We start from the raw sequence: 20,816 nt of genomic DNA, 5'->3' as shown, positions 1-20,816 counted from the left end.
CGCCCCCCGAGTTCAACACAGGGGGGTGCGCGGGCGCCGTCAGATTTGTATAAGAGACGGGGGGTGTGGTGGGGGTGGGTGGGGCGAGCGCATCGGGGTCCGCCATGACCGTCGGTGTACCGCCACCACAAGCGACGAGCAGGCAAATGGCGCCCGGCAGGGCTACTCGGATCGCGCGGTGGAACAAGGGAGACGGGCGCATCATGGTAGACGTTGAAGGACGGTGAGCAGGGATCACGATTGAGCCAGATACCCCGTTCGGTGTTGAATACATCCAGTGCAGTATTTGTATGCCTACGGGCGTATGCGAGGCGGATGACGTACAGTCCCTTTTCCGTATGCATGCCGCCCATATGTCCCCCACGCCCGCCCGGCAACGGCCCGTGATCGAGGTCGATGTCGTGATGCGGCGCGAGCCCGTGCAGGGCGCCATGGCGCGCTGGCAGCCCTGGCGCTGGGTGCTGGCCGATGTGATGCTGCACGCCGCCCCCGACGAAGCCGCGCTGCTGGAGCCCGATGAGGCGCACGCGCCGCAGGCGGTGGAGCCCATCGCCGCCGGTTCGGCGGCCGAAGGCAGCGAGCACTGGCTGCACCCGCGCTTTCGCGTCGAGCTGTTTCGCGACGACGCCGAGGGCTACATGCTCAACCTGCAAAGCCCCAGCCCCTGCTTCTGGGTGATGTGGCGCACCGATGGCGAGGCCGCCGCCGACGGCGAACCCATGGCCGTGCCGCTGATCGTCACGCTGAGTTACCACGACGCGGGCCGCTGGCTCGACGCGCAGGAGCGCGTGGACCAGGTGCCCGCGCCGCCCGAGGTGGTGGACTGGTTGCGCGCTTTCGTGGACGTGAGTTACGTGCCCGAACCCAAGAAGCGCAAACGCCCCGAGAGCTTTCGCCCGCTGACCGACCGCTTCGGCCAGCCCGTGCGCGTGAGCACGGACAAGCGCCGCGGCGGCCCCGAAGGACATTGAGATGGCGAACGGGAACGACGGCTTCCTCTCGCGCTGGTCGCGCCGCAAGCTGGCGGTGCGCGAAGGTCAGGCGCTGCCGGCCGAACCGGTGGTCCGCTCCGAACCCGCGGCCGACGCGGCAACGGTGCCGAGCGAAGCCCCTGTCACCCCAGCGGCGAACGCGCCCATTGAACGCTCGGACGCCGCGGCGCGCGAGTCCCGCCCACCACCCACGCTGGAAGACGTGGCCCAACTCACCCCTGAGGCTGACTTCAGCCGCTTCGTCGCACGCGACGTCTCCAGCGAGGTGCGCAACGCCGCCGTGAAAAAGCTCTTCGCCGATCCGCGCTTCAATGTGATGGACGGCCTGGACACCTACATCGACGACTACAGCCTGCCCAGCCCGCTGTCCCAGGCCGACATGGCCAAGATGGTGGGCGCGCGTTTCCTCAAGCTCGTGGACGATCCGGACGAAGAGAAGGTGTCCGCAGCGCCCACGTCCACGTCCACGCCCGCCACCGACCCCCCCACACCGAGCGACGGACCCACCGCCGCCGACCCCGGCGAATCCGTCGCCGACACGCCCCCCACGCACGATGACCACGCTGATCTGCAACTGCAACCAGACCATGCCCCTGGACCCGAAGGCCCTGGGCGCGGCGCTGGATGAAGAACTGACGACGCACACCACGCTGTGCCGGCGCGACGCGCCCGCCTTCCAGCGCGCCAGCCGCAGCGGCGACGAGCTGGTGGTGGCCTGCACGCAGGAAAGCCGGCTGTTCACCGAGCTCTCACAACAGACCGAGGGCGCGGTGCCGCTGGACGTGCGGCCCATCCGCTTCGTGAACATCCGCGAGACCGGCGGCTGGGGCCGTGAAGCGAAAGCCGCCACGCCCAAGATGGCCGCGCTGCTGGCGGCCGCGCGCCTGCCCGACCCGGAGCCCGTACCCACGGTGACCTACAGGAGCGAGGGACGCCTGCTCATCGTCGGCCCGCTCGATGAGGCGGAGCGCTTCGCCGAACGCGTGGCCGACGTGCTGGACGTCACCCTGTTTGCACAGGGTGGGCGCGGCCAGCAGGCGCGCAACTGGCCCGTGCTGGGCGGGCAGTTCGGCGCCATCAAGGGTTGGCTGGGCGCCTTCGAGGCCGAGTGGTCTGCCAGCAACCCCATCGACCTGGACCTGTGCACGCGCTGCAATGCCTGCGTGGCCGCCTGCCCGGAAGGCGCCATCGGGCTCGACTACCAGATCGACCTCGACCGCTGCCGCGATCACCGCGCCTGCGTGAAGGCCTGCGAGGCCGTGGGAGCGATCAACTTCCAGCGCGATGCCGTCGCGCAGAGCGAGCGCTTTGACCTCGTGCTGGACCTGCGCGACACACCCGCATTCACGCAGCACGCGCACCCGCAGGGCTACTTCCACCTGCCTGGTGGGCTGCGCCACGACAAGGGCGTCGAGACCCTCATTCGCCTGCGCGACATGGTGGGCGAGTTCGAGAAGCCGAAGTTCTTCACGTACAACCACAAGCTCTGCGCGCACGGGCGCAACGAGACCGTGGGTTGCGATGCCTGCATCACCGTGTGTTCCGCGCTGGCGATCCGCAGCGAGGTGGAACGCCAGCAGATCGCCGTGAACCCGAACCTGTGCGTGGGCTGCGGCGCCTGCACCACGGTGTGCCCCACGGGGGCGCTGGCCTACGCCACGCCGCGCGCCAGCGAGCAGGGCGCGAAGCTGCGCACGGTCTTGTCCACCTACGCCAAGGCCGGCGGGAAGGACGCCGCCCTGCTGCTGCACAGCCAGACCGCCGGCACCGAACTGATCGATGCCCTGGGCCGCGAGGCCATGCTGCGGCCCAAGGCCATCAAAGGCGTGCCCGCGCGCGTGATCCCGCTGCCGCTGTGGCACACCGCTTCGGCGGGCCTGGACCTGTGGCTCAGCGCCTTCGCGTACGGCGCTTCGCAGGTCTGGGTGCTGATGACCGACGAAGAGGCGCCGCAGTACCGCGACGCGCTGCGCGAGCAGATGGCGGTGGCGCAGGCGATCGTGAGCGGCCTGGGCTATTCGGGCACGCACTTTCGCCTGATCGAGGCACGCGACGTGGCCAAGCTGGACGTGCAGCTCGCCTCGCCGCCTGCCCAGGGCGTGCAGCGCCGGGCCAGCTATGCGGTGCAGCGCGAGAAGCGCGCGACCATGGAGCTTGCGCTCGACCACCTGCTGCAGGACAGCGCCGCGCACCCGCGCGCAGTGGAGGCGGTGGCGTTGCCGGCGGCCTCGCTGTTCGGCACGGTGACCGTGAACAAGGACGCCTGCACCCTGTGCCTGAGCTGCGTGAGCGCCTGCCCGGCCAATGCGCTGCTCGACAACGCCGAGCGCCCGCAGTTGCGCTTCGTCGAGAAGAACTGCGTGCAGTGCGGCCTGTGCGTCACCACCTGCCCCGAGGACGCCATCACCCTGCAGCCGCGCCTGCTGCTCACCGAGCAGCGCCGCCAGCCGCGCGTGCTCAACGAAGCCAAGCCCTACGCCTGCGTGCGCTGCGGCAAGCCCTTCGGCACGCTCAAGGGCGTGGAGCTGATGCTGGGCAAGCTGGCCGGCCATTCCATGTTCCAGGGTGAGGCGCTGGAACGCCTGAAGATGTGCGGCGACTGCCGCGTGGTGGACATCTACACCAACCCGAACGAAACGCGCATCACCGATCACTGAGACCAGTCACCGCACACGCCATGATGGAACGCATCCCCGTCTCCTCCACGCTCGACGAAGAAACCGCGCGCGCCGAGGTCTATGGCCTGCTGGCCGCCCTGTACTACGCGCCGCCCACGGCCGAACTGTTGAGTCAGCTGCGCGTGGCCGCGACCGAGGCGCCCGCGGCCGGCGGTTTCCTGGAAGAACCCTGGCGCCAGGTGGTGGCCGCCGCGCGCGAGCGCACGGACGCACAGATCGCCGAGGAGCACGACGCGCTGTTCGGCGGTGTGGGCAAGCCCGACATCCACCTGTTCGGCTCGCACTACCTCAGCGGCTTCCTCAACGAGAAGCCGCTCGCGCAGTTGCGCACGGACCTGGCCGCGCTGGGCCTGGCGCGCGAGGAGGGCATGCCCGAGACCGAGGACCACGTGGCCTACGTGTTCGAGGTCATGCGTTACCTGATCGCCGGCGACGACGTGGAAGTGGCCAACCTCACGCGCCAGCGCGAGTTCTTTGCGAAGCACGTGCAGAGCTGGGTGCCGCAGCTCTGCGAGACCATCGCGGCCCACCCCAAGGCGCGCTTCTACGCGGCGATCGCGGGGTTCACCCAGGCCTTCATCGGTGTCGAGGCACAGGGCTTCGACATGCTGGCCTGAACAAGCAAATACAGGAGCGGGCATGGCAGGCAAGGGGTACTGGATCGGTCGCGTCGACGTGAACGACCTGGAGCAATACAAACGCTACGTCGAAGCGAACGCGGCGCCGTTTCGCGAGTACGGCGCGAAGTTCCTGGTGCGCGGCGGGCGTTTCGAGTGCGTGGAGGGCGACAGCCGCTCGCGCAACGTCGTGATCGAGTTCCCCTCGTACGAGCAGGCCATGGCCTGCTACCGCTCGCCGGGCTACCAGGCCGCCATTGAACTGCGGGCGACGGCGTCGGTGATCGACCTGATCGTCATCGAGGGCTACGAGGGGCTGCCGCCCTGAGCGAGGGCCGCGACGCGGCCCTCCGCGCGACGCCTCAATACAGGTAGATCGCGCCCGATTGGGCGTTGTCGTTGTCGGTGGCGTGCGAGCCGTTCCAGCCGCTGGCCGAACTCGCCTCGCCAGATGCACCGACGGCCAAGGTCTGCCCATTGGCCGACAGGGCGAGGCCCGTGCCGAACGTGTCCTGGCCGCCGCTGTTGGGGGCTTTCACGTAGGCAGTCTGGCGCCAGGCGAGGCTCTTGCGCTGGAAGATGTAGGCGGCGCCGACCGCCGATGAGTCGGTGCTGGCCTGGCTGCCGTTGAGGCCATCGGCCCTGCTGGTCTCGTACGGGGCGCCAACGACGAGGGTGTTCCCATCGCCCGATAGCGACACGGCGCGGCCGAACTGGTCGTCCTCACCCGGGTTGGAGGCCTTGAGGTAGGCCTGGTGGGGCCAGTTCACGCCGTCGCGGCGGAACACGTGGACGGCGCCGCTGTTGAAGGCGCTGTTGTCCTGAGGATCGCCGTTCACGCCGGTGGCCGCGCTGGCGTCGCCGCGCGCGCCCACGGCCAGGGTGCCGCCGTCCGCCGACAGCGCCGCGCTGGTGCCGAACTGCAGGTCAATGGCGGCGTGCGGCGCCTTCAGCTCGGCCTGCTCCTGCCAGCCCATGCCGCCGAACATGAAGACGTGCGCAGAGCCGCGGGACAACTCCATGGAGTCGCTGTTGGGGGCGCCCACGGCCAAGAGGTCGCCCGCTGCGTTGAGGGACACGCTCGAGCCGAAGCCCGCGTACGGCCAAGGGAAGTTCGCCTTGAGCGTCACGTATTCGTTCCACTGCGTGCCGTCGTGCGTGAACACATAGACAGCACCGCTGTCGTTGTGGAACTGGCTTTCACGCGGATTGCCCACCATGAGCACGTGGCCCGCAGCGGACATGGCCAGGCTGTGGCCGAACCGCTCGTTCGGGCCCGAGACGGACGCCGCCAGCATCTGCCGTTCGCTCCAGTCGCCGTCGCTGCGCGTGAAGGTGTACACAACACCCTTGGCGTCTCGCCCGGGCGCGCCCACCGCCAGCGCATCGCCGGTGACCGACAGCGCCAGACTCTCGCCGAAGCGATCGCTCATGGTGGGTGTCGAGGCCTTCACGAAGGCCTGCTGTTGCCAGCGCTGGCCCTGGCGCACGAACACGTAGACCACGCCGCTGTTGGGCATGTCGTTCGCGGAGGGGGGTTCTTGCGTGGCGATGCCGGTGACGGCGCTGCTCTCACCGGGGGCGCCGACGGCGAGCGTGCCACCGTCGCTGGACAGGGCCACGCTGTAGCCGAACTCGTCATCGGCCGTGGACACATCCGACTTCAGGAAGCCGATGGCCTGCGCGAGATTGCCCGCGACACTCACGGGCGCGGAGTCGAGGCAGGTGCCGCCCTTGCAGGCCTGCAAGATGTAGCGCGCGTTGACCCGCGCAGGCAGGAACACGGTGTGTTCGTGCGCGGTGGTGTCGGCGGGCAGGGGCTGTGGGGTCAGCGATGTGTAACCCGAGACCCCGTCCGGGTCTTCGAGAAGGCGGTACTCGGTCTCGCCGGCCATGTCGATCCACGTGAAGCGGAAGGTTTTGGCGTTTTGCAGGGTGAGCGCGAGCGCCGGTGCATTGGCCGCCACGGGTGGTGGCGTTGCTGCCGGATCGGCGGAGACGCCCGGCGTCAGGGACGACCCGCCTCCACAGGCGCAGAAGAGGGCGGGGAATGCGATCAGGGCGGAGCGCGTTGCGAAGAGGATCGGGGACTTCATGGGTCATCTCGCTGCAGAACGGAGGGCGCACTGATTGAACGTGGTACCCCTATGGGTCATCCATACCCCCGACGCAGTAGTTCGCGGCCCTCAGCGCCGCCAGAACGCGAAGTGGCGCTGGGGGGGCTCAACGCGGGCCGGGTCGTCCGTCGTTCGTGGGCGCCGCGTCGGGCGCGCGCGGCTCGGTGTACAGCCGCACCGTGAACACCGCGCCCTGCGCGCCCGCGCCGCGATTGGCCGCATCGATACGCCCGCCGTAGCGCTCCACCAGGCCCTGGCTGATCCACAGGCCCAACCCATTGCCGTCGTTCTTCGTGGTGAAGAAAGGGCGGAACAGGCGCTCGCGCGTGGCCTCGCTCAGGCCGGGGCCGCTGTCGATCACCTGCAGTTCGGCGCCGCCCTCCACATCGCGCGTCACCAGCGTGAGGCGCCCGCCATCGGGCATGGCCTGGATGGCGTTGATCAGCAGGTTGATGATGACCTGCTGCAGCTCCTGCCGGTTGATGCCCACGCTGTGCGACGCGCCGCGCTCGCGCTGCACGTCGATGGACGTCTGCGACAGCAGGTGCCCCACCAGCACCAGGCAGTCGTCGAGCGTGCGCTCCAGCGACAGCGACTCCACGTAGCCCGCGTACTCGGTGGGCCGCGCGTACTGCAGCAGCTGCGTGACGATGATGCGCATGCGCTCGACCTGCTGGTCGAGCAGGCGCAGTTCGCCCTTCACCGGATCGGTGGCGCGGCCCAGGGTGTCGCGGATGAGGTCCAGGTTGCCCTGCATCACCGCGATGGGGTTGTTGATCTCGTGCGCAATGCTGGCGGTGAGCTGGCCGATGGCGGCGAGCTTCTCGCTCTTGACGAGTTGTTCTTGCGCGAGCCGCAGCGACTGGTTGCTGGCCTGCAGTTCGCGCGTGCGCTCGGCCACCTTGCGGTCGAGCTCGTCGGCCCAGCGCTGCAGGGCCTGGGTCTTCTCGTCGATGGTGTCGAGCAACTGGTCGAGGTGGCCGGCGAGGGCGCCGAGTTCGTCGCGCGCGGGCAGCGGGCCCACGCGCGCGTGCCCCTGGCCCTGTTCCACGCGCTGCATGGTCAGGTTCATCTGCTGCACGGGCTGGAAGATGCTGCGCGCCCAGCGCAGCGAGAACCAGGCCGAGGCCGCCATCACACCGCCGAAGATGAGGCCGATGAGCGCCAGCATGGCGTAGCGGACGAGGCGAAACGGCGCCTCGGTGAAGCCGACGTAGAGCATGCCGATGCGCGCGCCGCCGGCGTCCACCAGGGGTTCGTAGGCCGACACGTACCAGTCGTTCACCACGAAGGCCAGGTCGAGCCAGGTGCGGCCCTCGCCCAGCACGGTGTTGCGCACCGCCTGGGACACGCGCGTGCCGATGGCGCGGCGGTCCTGGAAGAGGCGCACGTTGGTGGTGATGCGCACGTCCTCCAGAAACAGCGTGGCCGTGCCCTGGCTGCCGAAGGGCAGCGAGCCGCCCGGGTAGACGATGCGGTTGATGTGGTCGATGAAGTCGAGGTTCTGGTTCAGCAGCACACCCCCGCTCAACAGGCCCAGTCGCTGGCCATGCGCGTCCATCACGGGCAGGGTGGCCTGCGCGACCATGGCGCGGTCCTCGGCGCTGCGATGCGTGGGCGTGGCGTTGCGCGTGGGGACCAGCGCGATGTCCAGCCGCGAGCTCAGGTGCGGCGCCAGCGCGTGCAGCGCCGCACGTTCGAGCAGGAGCAGGCCCGCCTTGGCGCGCTCGCGCCGGGCCTGCGTGGAGCGTGTCAGTGCGCTCGGTTGCGCCCGCATGCCGGCCCGCTGGTCCTCCAGGCTGAGGCCGGGCGGCGCGCCGCGCGCAATCGGCTGGCCCAGGTTGTCGTAGAGGACGAGGAAGTCCAGGCCGAGCCGCTCGCGCTCGGCGGCCAGGTGCGCCGAGAGCAGGGCGCGGGCCTCGGGCGTGCCGGGGCGCAGGCCGTCGGCCAGGGCGCGCGAATCGGCCACGCCCTGCGTGCCCGAGCCGATCTCGATCAGCACCTGGTCGAAGTAGCCTTGCGCGACCGCGAGGTCGCTGCGCACCTTGGTGATGAGCAGGCGGTCGTAGGCCTGGTTGCTCCAGATGGCCAGGGCCAGCACCAGCAGCGGAAACGCCACCAGCAGTGGCAGCAGCGCCATGGCCAGCAACTTGTTGCGCACCGAGGTGGCCAGCCACCGCGGTGTGCGCCACAGGGTGTTGCGGTTCAGGCCACGCCCCATTCGGCCACGCGCCGTTCCAGCGTGCGGCGCGACACGCCCAGCAGTTGCGCGGCGCGCGTCTTGTCGCCCTGCACCGAGTCGAGCACGGTCAGGATGTGCATCTTCTCCAGTGCGTGCAGGTCGGTGGGGCGTTCGGTCACCGGCGCCCTGGGTGAACCCGGGTACAGGGCCGACACGTTCAGGCTGCCCAGGATGAGCGAGCGCTCGACGAGGTTGCGCAGCTCGCGCACATTGCCGGGCCAGTCGTACTGGTGCAGGAAGTCCATCTCCTGTTCGCTGATGGCAAGCGGCTCTGCCCCCAGCGTGGGCGTGAGCTGGGCCATGAAGTGCGCCACCAGCGCGGCGATATCGGCCTTGTGTTCGCGCAGCGGGGGCAGCGCGAGCTCGACCACCTGCAGTCGGAAATACAGGTCCTTGCGAAAGCGCCCGGCCTCGACCTCGGCGCTGAGCGAGCGGTTGGTCGCCGCGACGATGCGCAGGTTGACCGGCATGAGCTGCTCGCTGCCCACGGGGCGGATGCGCAGGTCTTCGATGGCGCGCAGCAGCGTGGCCTGGATGGGCAGTGGCAGCTCGGCGATCTCGTCAAGGAAGAGGGTGCCGCCCTGGGCGTAGTGGAATAGGCCGTCGCGCGCGCGTGTGGCACCGGGGAAGGCACCCTTGGCGTGGCCGAAGAGCTCGCTGGCGATGAGTTCGGGCGAGACGGCGGCGCAGTTGACCGGCACGAAGGGCCCTGCCGCGCGCGCACCCAACGCGTGCAACTCGCGCGCCACGAGCTCCTTGCCGGTGCCGGACTCGCCCTGCAGCAGCACGGTGCTGTCGACCGCGGCCACGCGCTCGAGCGAGCCGCGCAGCGCGGCCATGACCGGCGAGTCGCCTACCAGCGAGGCGCGGTGCACGGGGGTGGGGCCAACGGCGCGGCGCAGCACGAAGTTCTCGCGCCGCAGGCGCGCGCGTTCGTGGCACTGCTTGATGGCGTTGAGGATCTGCGGGACGCGAAAGGGCTTGAGGATGAAGTCGGACGCGCCCGCGCGCAGGGCCTCGATGGCGGTGTCGAGATCGGCGAACGCGGTGATGAGGATGACCTCGCCGGTGTAGCCCTGTTCGCGCAGTTCCTTGAGCCATTCCACGCCGCTCTTGCCGGGCAGCGAGATGTCGAGCACCACCAGGTCCACGTGGTGGCCGCGCAGCCATTCGGCGCCTTCCTCGGCGCTGGTGGCGCTCATCACGAAGTGGCAGCGCGGCGCCAGGGTCTTGACGAGGAAGTTGAGCATGCCCTGCTCGTCGTCCACCACCAGGATGGACCAGTTGGGCCAGCCTTCCAGGCTGCGGTCAGGGCTCGGGGTGTTGGGGTTGTCCACCGCCCGGATTCTAGGGAGCGGGCTGCGGGGCACGGACCGGGCACGCCGGTGCTGGTGGGAGCCTGATCGAATCACTCGGACTTTGGCGTCAGCGCGCCGCATCGGGTGCTTCGGGCGCGCGACAAGTTGTCGCAGACGTGCGCGACAGTCTGACGCCAGCGCCGGTGCATGCGCACCAAAGTTCTGCGGGTTTGCCCGCGCTTCGTACCCCCAGCGCATTCACATCGCCACTGCGTTGCGAGGCGTTCTCAATGGCAAGGTTTGGCATGTTTCTGGCTTTGTGGCGGCCCGATGTGAGGGGACTGAGCGGCGCGGCGCGTCACGAGGCGACACCCCTGTCAACATTGACATGCACTCGCTTGCATACCCCAGGGGGTGGAAGTAGATTCGCCCATATGCAAGGAGCCCACACGTGGTGTGTGCGGGCCCTGCGTACCTGGAGACAGTCATGAAAGAGTCCTCCCGCTCCGGCCCGGCCGAGGGCCGTTCGCGCCTGAGCCGACGCACGCTGTTCGCGGGCGCCGGCACCGTCGGCGCCGTGGCCGCGGTGGCCAGCGTGATGCCCGGCGCCAGCAGCGCCCCCGAGACCGCCGCCGCCGAGCCGAAACCGGCGCCCGAGCGCGGCGGTGGCTACACGCTCAGCGAGCACGTCCAGCATTACTACCGCACGACGCGCATCTGACGCGCCGCCGGCGAGAACGATCACCCCACGAACGTCCCGTGTGCTGACAGCCTGTCGCAAGGCAGCGTGCAGCGCCCCAGGAGACTCACCATGTTGCTGACCAAGAAATCTCCCTCCGCTACCGGCCGGGGCGTCCCTGCGCACGCCACTTTTGTGAACGCCCTGCAGCGCGGCCTGTCGTCCGCGCTGCCCACCATGGACCGCCGCGCTTTCCTGCGCCGCTCGGGCCTGGGCGTGGGCGTTGGCCTGGCCGCCGGCCAGCTGGCGCTGGTGAAGAAGGCCAAGGCCGCCGCGCCAGGCGGCTCCATCGACGGCACCGGCAAGATCGAGGTGCGCCGCACGGTGTGCACGCACTGCTCCGTGGGCTGCGCCACCGACGCCATCGTCGAGAACGGCGTGTGGGTGCGCCAGGAGCCGGTGTTCGACTCGCCCATCAACCTGGGCGCGCACTGCGCCAAGGGCGCCTCGCTGCGCGAGCACGGTCACGGCGAGTACCGCCTGCGCTACCCGATGAAGCTGGTCAACGGCAAGTACCAGCGCATCAGCTGGGACGAGGCCTACGACGGCATCGTCAAGAAGATGAAGGCGCTGCGCGAGGCCAGCGGTCCCGATTCGGTGTACTTCGTCGGCTCGTCCAAGCACAGCAACGAGCAGTCGTACCTCATGCGCAAGTTCGTGAGCTTCTGGGGCACGAACAACTGCGATCACCAGGCCCGCATCTGCCACTCCACCACGGTGGCCGGCGTCGCGAACACCTGGGGTTACGGCGCGATGACCAATTCGTACAACGACATGCAGAACAGCAAGTGCGCGTTGTACATCGGCTCCAACGCCGCCGAGGCGCACCCGGTCTCGCTGCTGCACATGCTGCACTCCAAGGAGAACGGCTGCAAGATGATCGTGGTCGACCCGCGCTTCACCCGCACTGCGGCCAAGGCCGACGAGTACGTGCGCATCCGCTCGGGCAGCGACATCCCCTTCCTCTTCGGCCTGCTGTATCACATCTTCAAGAACGGCTGGGAAGACAAGAAGTACATCAACGACCGCGTCTTCGGCATGGAGGCAGTGAAGGCCGACGTGATGGCCAAGTGGACGCCCGACAAGGTGGAAGAGGCCTGCGGCGTCAAGGAAGAGCAGATGTTCCGCGTGGCCGAAATGATGGCCAAGAACCGCCCCTCCACGCTTGTGTGGTGCATGGGCCAGACGCAGCACACCATCGGCAACGCCATGGTGCGTGCCTCGTGCATTGTCCAGCTCGCGCTGGGCAACATTGGTGTGAGCGGCGGTGGCGCCAACATCTTCCGCGGCCACGACAACGTGCAGGGCGCCACCGACGTGGGCCCCAACCCGGATTCGCTGCCCGGCTACTACGGCGTGGCCGCAGGTTCCTGGAAGCACTTCGCCACCGTCTGGGGTGTGGAGTACGACTGGATCAAGTCGCAGTACGCCGAGGGCATGATGGAGAAGCCCGGTATCACGGTGTCGCGCTGGATCGACGGCGTGCTGGAGAAGAACGAGCTCATCGACCAGGGCCCGAACATCCGCGGCATGTTCTTCTGGGGCCACGCACCGAACTCGCAGACGCGCGGCCTGGAGATGAAGAGGGCCATGGACGCGCTGGACCTGCTGGTGGTCGTCGACCCGTACCCTTCGGCCACGGCATCGATGGCGGCGATGCCGAGCGACAAGATCAATCCCGAGCGCGAGGTCTACCTGCTGCCGGCGGCCACGCAGTTCGAGACCAGCGGCTCGGTGACGGCGTCCAACCGCTCCATCCAGTGGCGCGAGATGGTGATCGAGCCGCTGTGGGAGAGCCGCAGCGACCACATGATCATGCATGAGCTGGCCACCAAGCTCGGCTTCGGTGAGCAACTCAGCAAGAACTACAAGATGCAGAAGGTCAAGGGCCGCGACGAGCCGGTGCCCGAGGACATCCTGCGCGAGATCAACCGCTCGGTCTGGACCATCGGCTACACCGGCCAGAGCCCGGAGCGCCTGAAGGCCCACATGCGCAACATGGGCGCCTTCGACATCAAGTCGCTCAAGTGCAAGGGCAAGGTGGTCGACAAGGAAACCGGCTACGACATGACCGGTGACTACTTCGGCCTGCCCTGGCCCTGCTACGGCACGGCCGAGATCAAGCACCCCGGCTCGCCCAACCTGTACAGCACCGAGCGCCACGTCATGGACGGCGGCGGCAACTTCCGCGCCAACTTCGGCGTGGAGCGCGATGGCGTGAGCCTGCTGGCCGAGGACGGCTCGCACTCGCTGGGCGCCGAGATCACCACGGGCTACCCCGAGTTCGACCACGTGCTGCTCAAGAAGCTGGGCTGGTGGGACGACCTGACCGAGGCCGAGAAGAAGGCCGCCGAAGGCAAGAACTGGAAGACCGACCTGTCCGGCGGCATCCAGCGCGTGAGCATGAAGCACGGTTGCCACCCCTTCGGCAATGCCAAGGCGCGCGCGGTGGTGTGGAACTTCCCCGACGCGATTCCGCAGCACCGCGAGCCCATCTACGGCACGCGCCCCGACCTCATCGCCAAGTACCCCAGCCACGACGACCAGAAGAACCGCTGGCGCCTGCCCATCCTCTACAAGTCGCTGCAGGCGAAGAACGTGGAGGAGAAGATGCACGAGAAATTCCCGCTCATCATGACCTCGGGCCGCCTGGTCGAGTACGAGGGTGGTGGCGAGGAAACGCGCTCCAACCCCTGGCTGGCAGAGCTGCAGCAGAACATGTTCGTGGAGATCAACCCGGCCGCGGCCGCGCAACGTGGCGTGCGCCAGGGCGAGCAGGTTTGGGTGACGACGCCAACCGGCGCGCGCATCAAGGTGATGGCGCTGGTGACCGAACGAGTGGGCCCCGACACCGTGTGGCTGCCGTTCCACTTCTCAGGCCACTGGCAGGGCACCGACATGAAGCCCTACTACCCCGATGGCGCCTTCCCGGTGGTGCGTGGCGAGGCCGTCAACACGGCCACGACCTACGGCTACGACATCGTGACGATGATGCAAGAGACCAAAACCACGATCTGCAACGTAGAGAAGGCGTGAGGAGAACACCATGGCACGAATGAAATTCATCTGTGACGCCGAGCGCTGCATCGAGTGCAACGGTTGCGTCACCGCCTGCAAGAACGAGCACGAGGTGCCCTGGGGCGTGAACCGCCGCCGCGTCATCACCCTCAACGACGGCGTGCCGGGCGAGAAGTCGATCTCGGTGGCCTGCATGCACTGCAGCGACGCGCCCTGCATGGCGGTGTGTCCGGTGAACTGCTTCTACCGCACCGACGAGGGTGTGGTGCTGCACGACAAGGACGTGTGCATCGGCTGCGGCTACTGCTCCTACGCCTGCCCCTTCGGCGCGCCGCAGTTCCCCTCGCAGGGCACCTTTGGCGTGCGCGGCAAGATGGACAAGTGCACCTTCTGCGCCGGCGGCCCCGAGGCCCATGGCAGCGAAGCCGAGTTCGACAAATACGGCCGCAACCGCCTGGCCGAAGGCAAGCTGCCGGCCTGCGCCGAGATGTGCTCCACCAAGGCCCTGCTGGCCGGCGACGGCGACACGGTGGCCGACATCTTCCGCACCCGCGTGATCACGCGCGGCAAGGGTGCCGAGGTCTGGGGCTGGGGCACCGCTTACGGCACCGCCGAAGGGAAGAAGTCATGATGCAACGCCTGACCCTTACCACCCTTGCGATGTCGGCCCTGCTGGGCCTGACGGCCTGCGGCGAGAAGCCGCAGGAGATGAACGCCAACGGCGTGAAGCAGGACGACGCGGCCTACAGCGGCGTCGGCCAGAGCCAGTACGTGCAATCGGGCTGGAGCGCTGGCGACAAGGGCAGCTGGGAACAGCAGCTCAAGACCCGCGCGCAATACGGCCAGAACGACTACACGCGCATCGGCGCGCAGACCAAGTGAAGGCGATGGCCATGCACACGCAAATCACACCGCGTTGGCGTGCCTGGCTTGCGGCGCTGTTGCTGGGGATGGGCATGGCCACGGCCTCGGCCCAGGCGCCCAAGCCGGTGCCGGACGACCCCGCACCGGCGCCCCAGCAGGCGGCGCCCGCGCAGCAGGGCGGCATCAAGAGCCAGAACATTTTCGACATCCGTCCCGACGCCGACACCGCGCCCGGTTACCGCGAGCAGACCAACGCCGAGCGGCGCCAGGTGCAACCCGGCAACAACGCCCCCATGTGGCGCGACGTGAGCCAGGGCGTGACCGGCCAGACCATGCTGCCGTATCCCGAATACGGCAACCTGATCCAGGGCTTCGTGCAGTACCCGGGTTCGCGGCTCACCACGGCCGGCGAGGCGTGGCGCCAGGTGCGCAACGACTGGATCATTCCCTACGGCGGCTCGCTGCTGCTGATCGTTCTGGTGGCCATCGCGCTGTTCTATTTCGCCAAGGGTTCGATCAAGCTGCATGGCGCCGAGACGGGCCGCAAGATCGAGCGCTTTACCTACTTCGAGCGCGCGGCGCACTGGGTGAACGCCACCGCTTTCGTGACCCTCGCCATCTCCGGCATCGTGATGGCCTTCGGCAAGTTCTTCCTGCTGCCGATCATGGGCGCCACGCTGTTCGGCTGGCTCACCTACGCGCTCAAGAACCTGCACAACTTCGTGGGCCCGCTGTTCGCGGTGTCGCTGGTGGTGGTGATCTTCACCTTCATCAAGGACAACCTGCCGGCCAGGGAGGACATCAACTGGCTGCTCAAGGGTGGCGGCCTGCTCAGCGGCAAGGAAGTGCCCTCGCACCGCTTCAACGCGGGTGAGAAGGTGGTGTTCTGGGCCGGTGTGTTCTTCTTCGGATTGATCGTGGTGGGCTCCGGCCTGTTCCTCGACAAGTTGCTGCCGGTGGTGGAGTTCACCCGCGCCAACATGCAGGTGGCGCACATGATCCACGCCAGCGCCGCGGCGCTGATGATGGCGCTCTTCATGGGGCACATCTACCTGGGCACCATCGGCATGAAGGGCGCCTACAAGGCCATGAAGACCGGCTACGTTGACGAGACCTGGGCCAAGGAACACCACGAGCTCTGGTACGACGACATCAAGGCCGGCAAGATTCCCGCGCAGCGCTCGGCCGACAAGCCCGAGGGTGCGCCCGGCCGGCCCGCCAAGGCCTGAGCCCCATCAGGAGACCGACGACATGATCCGCAAGACCGCCATCGCCGTGGGCCTGCTGGCCGCAGCCGCCCTGGCCCAGGCCAAACTGCCCGCACCGCCGCCGCCCACGCCGGAAGCAGCCGCCAAGGCCGACGAGGCCAAGGCGCGCGCCGCCTACAACACCAAGGTCGAGGCCTACAAGCTGTGCAAGGCCATGGACAAGGCGGCGGCCAACCACTTCAAGACCACGGCGGGCGCGGGCAAGCAGCCCACCGCCGGCGCGCCGGCCTGCACCGACCCCGGCGCGTTCGCCTACACGCCGCCCAAGCCGGCCGAAGCGGCGGGCGCGCATTCGCCGCCCGAAACGGCCACCAAGCCGCCGAGCAGCCAGGCCCCGGCGGGCGCGCCGACGCCCAAGAAGCCCTGAGGGCGGGCCCGCGTCCGCAGCACCCGATGCCCCCGCGCGGGGCAGCGCCAAAGGCCGCACCCCCGGGTGCCGGCCTTTTTCTTTAGTAGTCTCGCCCCCATGCGCCTGCCCCAACTGACCGAGGCCCGTGCCCCGCTGACCGAATCCATCGACGCCGTGGACGAGTTCGGCCAGCGCCGGGCCATCCACATCCCGGCCGAGCGCGACCTGACGATCTACGTGGACAAGCGCGAGCTGGTGACGCTGATGACGCTGGGCGCGCAGCCCGAGTGGCTGGTGCTGGGCTACCTGCTCAACCAGCGGCTCATCGCCTCGGTGGAGGACATCGAGTCCATCACCGTCGATTGGGACGTGAACGCCGCGAGCGTGAAGACGCGCCACGGCATCGACCGCATCGAGGAGCGCACGGCCAAACGCGTCGTCACCACGGGCTGTGGGCAGGGCAGCGTGTTCGGTGGGCTCATGGACGACCTGGACCGCATCGCCCTGCCCGAGGGCGTGCTGCGTCAGTCGCAGGTCTACGCCATCGTGGACGCGATCCGGGTCAAGGAGAGCACCTACAAGTCGGCCGGGTCGGTGCACGCCTGCGCGCTGTTCCGCGGCACCGAACTCGCGCTGTTCGTGGAGGACGTGGGCCGCCACAACGCGGTGGACACGATCGCGGGTTGGCTCGCGCTCCAACAAGACAGCCCACGCGACACGGGCGGCATGCTGGACAAGGTGTTCTACACCACCGGCCGCCTGACCAGCGAGATGGTCATCAAGAGCGCCCAGATGGGCGTGGCGGGCGTCATCTCACGCAGCGGCATCACGCAGATGGGCCTGCAGGTGGCGCGGCGCGTGGGCCTGTGCGCGGTGGGTCGCGCCACCAACAAGCACTTCCTGTGCTACGCCAACCCCGAGCGCCTGGTGTACGACGCGGTGCCGGCGGCGGTGCCGCAGGCGGCCCGGGCCTGATCGGTCGCCCCGGCGGCGGGCGGATCAGACCGATCAGGCGGGCGGGTCAGGCCGCCTTCAAGGCCAGCCGGCTCGCGTGTTTCCACGCCCGTCGCAGCACGGCCGGCGACCACGACTCTTCAGGAATCAGCAGCACGCCGCGCGAGCGCATCCACTGGCCCAGGTCCACATGGCTGGTGGCCACGGTGAGCGGAATGGCCAGCAGCAGCGGCAGGGCCACGGGCGCCAGCCACAGCAGGGCGGCGGCGTTGAGCAGCGCCACGCCCAGGCCCATGAGGGCGATGACGATGGTCATGGGTGCCAGGCGCTGGGCCGCGTCGCGCCAGCTCACACCATTGGCTTCTCTCGGGGGCGACTTCCACTCCAGCTTCAAGCCGGTGAGCGCGACCAGCACGAACAGCGAGTGCGCCAGCATGCGGATGGGCGCCTGCAGCACGGCCAGCACGGTCTCGGCCACGGCGCTGAGCATCAACGTGCCCGTGCCACCGAACTGGCGCTGCTCGCGCTTGAGGAACACCGCGATCAGGCCCAGGATGCGCGGCATGAACAGCAGGCACAGGGTCCAGATCCACAGGCCGCGCAGTTCGGCGGGCAGGGCGTGCCAGCTCGGCAGCAGGGTGCTGTCGGCCACCCACAGGGCAGTGCCGATGGTGAGGAAGCCCAGCCACAGCGGCGCCGACAAGTAGGACATGGCGCCGATGGCGAACATGCTGCGATGCACGCGGTGGATGCCGGGCTCGGCCATCAGGCGCGCGTTCTGCAGGTTGCCCTGGCACCAGCGGCGGTCGCGCTGCAGTTCGCTCAGCAGGTCGGGCGGTTGTTGCTCGTAGCTGCCCTGCAGGTCGGAGACCAGCCACACCTGGTAGCCGGCGCGGCGCATCAGCGCGGCTTCGACGAAGTCGTGCGACATGATGCCGCCGGACATGCCGCCCGTGCCCTTGATGGGCGCGAGCGCGCAGTGCTTCATGAAGGGCTCGAGGCGGATGATGGCGTTGTGGCCCCAGTAGTGCGATTCGCCGAGCTGCCAGAACTGCATGCCCAGCGTGAACAGGCGGCCGGTGACGCGCGAGGCGAACTGCTGCGAGCGCGCGTGCAGGGTGGCGTGGCCCACGGCCTGGGTCGCGGTCTGGATGATGCCGGCGCGCGGGTGCGCCTCCATCAGCTTGACCATGTCGGCCAGGCAGCGGCCGCTCATGACGCTGTCGGCGTCGAGCACGACCATGTAGCGGTAGTCCTTGCCCCAGCGGCGGCAGAAGTCGGCCACGTTGCCGGCTTTGCGATGGCTGCGGCGCGTGCGCAGGCGGTAGTACACCTCGATGGCGGGCAGGCCGCTGGTGGCGAGTTCGCTGCGCAGGTTTTCCCAGGCGTCGCGCTCGGCGCGCTGGATCTCGGGGTCGTAGCTGTCGGACAGCACGAAGACGTCGAAGACCTTCGACTCGCCGGTGGCGGCGAGCGATTCGCAGGTGGCGCGCAGACCGGCGAAGACGGTGGCGACGTCCTCGTTGCAGATGGGCATGATGATGGCGGTGCGCGCCTCCGGGTTCATCACGTGGTCGCGCACCTCGGCGGCGCGCAGCGTGTGCCGGTCGCCGAAGAGCGAAACCCAGAAGCCCATGAGCGCGGTGACGAAGCCGGTGAGCACCCAGGCCGAGAGCACCACGAACAGCGTGAGCTGGGCCACGCGCAGCAGGCCATTGCCACCTTCAGGCTGCAGTTCCCAGAACATGAGGCCGGCCATCAGCGTCCAGGCCAGGGTGAGCGCGACGAAGATCGCACGGCGCCAGTTGGCCGCGTTCTGCCAGGGCTCCATCGGCTCGCCGGCCTGCGCCGGGCGCTGGCCATACGGCGGCAGCAAGCCGCTGGCCGTGCTCAGCAGGGCGGTGCCGATGCTGTTCCAGAAGCCGCGCCAGGGGCGCGGCGTCATGGACCCACGGTTGATGGGAGGGGCGGTCACCGCGTTCGGGTGACGCTCTTCCCGCAGCAGGCTGCGGGGCTTCATTCGGGCAGTAGAAGTTGCGTCCATGTTTCGCTCACGGTGTGTTGCTGGTGTTGGAGGAAGGCGCGCAGCTCGACCGGTTGGGTCGGGTCGATGCGCTCGACGCGCAGGCTCAGGCGCCAGGTGCGCGTGGCCGGGTTGGGGTAGGCGACGGCTTCGAGCACGCGGCCGTTGGCGTTGGTGCTGACCTTGGGTTCGACGGTGGCGCCAGCGGGCAGCGCGTCCAGTGCAGGGCCGGCGAAGTCGAGCACGAACTTGGGCTGGGCGGCCTGTTCGGCGGCGCTGAGCTTGGTGTAGCCGTAGCCACGGCGGCTCTGCGTCACCCAGCTCGAGGGCGGGCGCTGCTGCTCGTCGCCCTGCCAGGCGAGGTCATAGCGCAGTTCCAGCGGCTGGCCGGGCAACAGCGGCTGCGTCGGCACCCAGTAGGCGACGATGTTGTCGTGCGTCTCGTCGGGCGTGGGCAACTGGACCAGTTCCACTCGGCCGGCGCCCCAGTCGCCCTGGGGCTGCACCCAGGCGCTGGGGCGGCGTTCGTAGCGGGCCTCGACGTCTTCGTAGCTGGCGAAGCGCCGATCGCGCTGCATGAGGCCGAAGCCGCGCGGGTTGGTGGTGGTGAAGGAGCTCACCGCGATGGACTTGGGCCGCTGCAGCGGGCGCCACATCCACTCGCCTTCGCCGGTGACGAGCATCAGGCCGTCGGAGTCGTGCACCTCGGGGCGGAAGTCGCCGGGCAGGGGCTGGTTCTCGCCCGACAGGAACATGCTGGTGAGCGGTGCGATGCCCAGGGTGGCCACCGGCCCGGCGCCCTCGCGCGCGAACAGGCGCAGGCGCACGCTCATGGTGGTGGTGAAGCCGGGGCGGATGACGAACTCGTAGGCGCCCGTGACGCGCTGCGATTCGAGCAGGGCCATGACCGTGAGCTCACGCGCGTCGGCGGTGGGGCGGCGCAGCCAGAACTCGCTGAAGCGCGGGAATTCCTCGCCCTTGCCGCCCACGGTGTCGATGGCCAGGCCGCGCGCCGACAGGCCGTAGCCCTGCTGCGCGCCCAGGGCACGGAAGTAGCTGGCACCGAGGAAGACGGCCAGCTCGTCCTTGTAGGCGATGTTGTTGAGCGGGTAGTGCAGGCGAAAACCCGCATGGCCGAGGTCGCCCCAGCCGCTGGTGTCGAAGCTGTTCTTGCCGAAGTGGAAGTCCTCGGCGCGGTAGGAGAGACTTCGCACCTGGCCATCGGGCGCGACCTCGTGAATGCGCACGGGCTGCGTCTGGTACAGGCCGAGGTGGAAGTACTGCGCCTCGAAAGGTAGGTTCAGGTCACGCCAGGTGGAGCGCTCGGTGCGGAAGCGGATGTCGCGCAGCTGGTCGTAGGTGATGTTCGCCAGGGCCGGGGGCAGCTTGTCGCCGCTTTCGCGCCAGGGCTCGGCGGCGCGGGTCTGGGCGAGGTGGGTGAGCTGCTCCCAACTGAAGGCCCGGGCCGGGGAAGACACCAGCGCCAGCGCGGCCAGCAGGCCGCTCAGGCGCCAGGCCGTGGCACGCAGGGGGAGGGGAAAAACCAAAGGCATGCCCTCTCAAGGGCAAGCCCTGTGCCAAAGCTGAAAAGTGCTTTCAGATCAAGGACTTGGCTTCGCCGAAGTCGGCATTTCGGCGGAAGAGGCCGTCGAACTGC

Annotated in this window: 17 protein-coding genes; 12 read left to right on the top strand and 5 right to left on the bottom strand. The window is 68.8% G+C overall.

All coding sequences use genetic code 11. The annotated features are described in order from the left end of the window. The first annotated feature begins 353 nt into the window (after positions 1–353). From BN948_RS14720 to BN948_RS14700, 5 genes are read left to right on the top strand one after another with little or no spacing between them, the layout of a single operon-like run. A complete protein-coding gene (locus tag BN948_RS14720) occupies positions 354–971 on the top strand; it encodes a DUF3305 domain-containing protein (protein ID WP_009517824.1) in 618 nt (205 codons plus the stop codon). Position 972: 1 nt separating this feature from the next. Beyond that, on the top strand, positions 973–1,620 hold the full coding sequence (locus tag BN948_RS14715; RefSeq protein ID WP_009517823.1) for a DUF3306 domain-containing protein: 648 nt from the start codon (positions 973–975) through the stop codon (positions 1,618–1,620). Further along, the gene (locus BN948_RS14710; RefSeq protein ID WP_009517822.1) at positions 1,580–3,649 is read left to right on the top strand and encodes a 4Fe-4S binding protein; all 2,070 of its coding nucleotides are present in this window, start codon (positions 1,580–1,582) and stop codon (positions 3,647–3,649) included. The genes BN948_RS14715 and BN948_RS14710 overlap by 41 nt, the downstream gene beginning before the upstream one ends. Before the next feature lie 20 nt (positions 3,650–3,669). Beyond that, positions 3,670–4,287 (top strand): TorD/DmsD family molecular chaperone, encoded by a 618-nt coding sequence (locus tag BN948_RS14705; protein WP_009517821.1) that lies wholly within the window; start codon positions 3,670–3,672, stop codon positions 4,285–4,287. Between the two features lie 22 nt (positions 4,288–4,309). Beyond that, on the top strand, positions 4,310–4,615 hold the full coding sequence (locus BN948_RS14700) for a DUF1330 domain-containing protein (protein WP_009517820.1): 306 nt from the start codon (positions 4,310–4,312) through the stop codon (positions 4,613–4,615). 34 nt (positions 4,616–4,649) lie between these two features. On the opposite strand, the gene BN948_RS14695 is transcribed toward BN948_RS14700, so the two are convergent. From BN948_RS14695 to BN948_RS14685, 3 genes are all read right to left on the bottom strand, one after another. Then, positions 4,650–6,383, bottom strand: coding sequence for an Integrin alpha beta-propellor repeat-containing protein (locus BN948_RS14695; RefSeq protein WP_009517819.1), 1,734 nt, complete (start codon positions 6,381–6,383; stop codon positions 4,650–4,652). A 127-nt stretch (positions 6,384–6,510) separates the two neighbouring features. After that, positions 6,511–8,625 (bottom strand): sensor histidine kinase, encoded by a 2,115-nt coding sequence (locus tag BN948_RS14690; RefSeq protein ID WP_009517818.1) that lies wholly within the window; start codon positions 8,623–8,625, stop codon positions 6,511–6,513. Next, the gene (locus tag BN948_RS14685) at positions 8,610–9,983 is read right to left on the bottom strand and encodes a sigma-54-dependent transcriptional regulator (protein WP_035622281.1); all 1,374 of its coding nucleotides are present in this window, start codon (positions 9,981–9,983) and stop codon (positions 8,610–8,612) included. Before BN948_RS14685 ends, BN948_RS14690 begins: the two co-directional genes overlap by 16 nt. A gap of 448 nt (positions 9,984–10,431) precedes the next feature. On the opposite strand from BN948_RS14685, the gene BN948_RS14680 reads away from it, so the two are divergent. The 7 genes from BN948_RS14680 to BN948_RS14650 all read left to right on the top strand — a co-directional run bounded on the left by BN948_RS14680 (position 10,432) and on the right by BN948_RS14650 (position 17,157). Then, entirely contained in the window at positions 10,432–10,665 is a 234-nt protein-coding gene (locus BN948_RS14680; protein ID WP_050980645.1) for a formate dehydrogenase, read from the top strand. 90 nt (positions 10,666–10,755) lie between these two features. Next, positions 10,756–13,719 carry a formate dehydrogenase subunit alpha gene (locus tag BN948_RS14675; RefSeq protein WP_009517815.1) on the top strand — a complete coding sequence of 988 codons (2,964 nt, stop codon included), beginning with the start codon at positions 10,756–10,758 and terminating at the stop codon, positions 13,717–13,719. A gap of 10 nt (positions 13,720–13,729) precedes the next feature. Beyond that, positions 13,730–14,332 (top strand): formate dehydrogenase FDH3 subunit beta, encoded by a 603-nt coding sequence (gene fdh3B, locus BN948_RS14670; protein WP_009517814.1) that lies wholly within the window; start codon positions 13,730–13,732, stop codon positions 14,330–14,332. Next, a complete protein-coding gene (locus BN948_RS14665) occupies positions 14,329–14,583 on the top strand; it encodes a hypothetical protein (RefSeq protein WP_009517813.1) in 255 nt (84 codons plus the stop codon). The genes fdh3B and BN948_RS14665 overlap by 4 nt, the downstream gene beginning before the upstream one ends. Before the next feature lie 11 nt (positions 14,584–14,594). Next, positions 14,595–15,794, top strand: a complete 1,200-nt coding sequence (locus BN948_RS14660) for a formate dehydrogenase subunit gamma (protein ID WP_009517812.1) — start codon at positions 14,595–14,597, stop codon at positions 15,792–15,794. Between the two features lie 22 nt (positions 15,795–15,816). Beyond that, positions 15,817–16,200 carry a hypothetical protein gene (locus BN948_RS14655; protein WP_009517811.1) on the top strand — a complete coding sequence of 128 codons (384 nt, stop codon included), beginning with the start codon at positions 15,817–15,819 and terminating at the stop codon, positions 16,198–16,200. A gap of 99 nt (positions 16,201–16,299) precedes the next feature. Continuing rightward, entirely contained in the window at positions 16,300–17,157 is an 858-nt protein-coding gene (locus BN948_RS14650) for a formate dehydrogenase accessory sulfurtransferase FdhD (RefSeq protein ID WP_009517810.1), read from the top strand. Positions 17,158–17,203: 46 nt separating this feature from the next. Here BN948_RS14650 and mdoH read toward each other — a convergent pair whose 3' ends face one another. Both mdoH and BN948_RS14640 read right to left on the bottom strand, forming a co-directional pair. Further along, the gene (mdoH, locus tag BN948_RS14645) at positions 17,204–19,180 is read right to left on the bottom strand and encodes a glucans biosynthesis glucosyltransferase MdoH (protein WP_035622278.1); all 1,977 of its coding nucleotides are present in this window, start codon (positions 19,178–19,180) and stop codon (positions 17,204–17,206) included. After that, a complete protein-coding gene (locus BN948_RS14640; protein WP_009517808.1) occupies positions 19,153–20,712 on the bottom strand; it encodes an OpgD/OpgG family glucan biosynthesis protein in 1,560 nt (519 codons plus the stop codon). The genes mdoH and BN948_RS14640 overlap by 28 nt, the downstream gene beginning before the upstream one ends. Positions 20,713–20,816 lie beyond the last annotated feature (104 nt).

The sequence above is a fragment of the Hydrogenophaga intermedia genome (assembly GCF_000723405.1).
GTDB lineage: Bacteria > Pseudomonadota > Gammaproteobacteria > Burkholderiales > Burkholderiaceae_C > Hydrogenophaga > Hydrogenophaga intermedia.
Note: the sequence above shows the minus strand (reverse complement) of the source record. Positions and strands in the feature narration are given on the sequence as shown.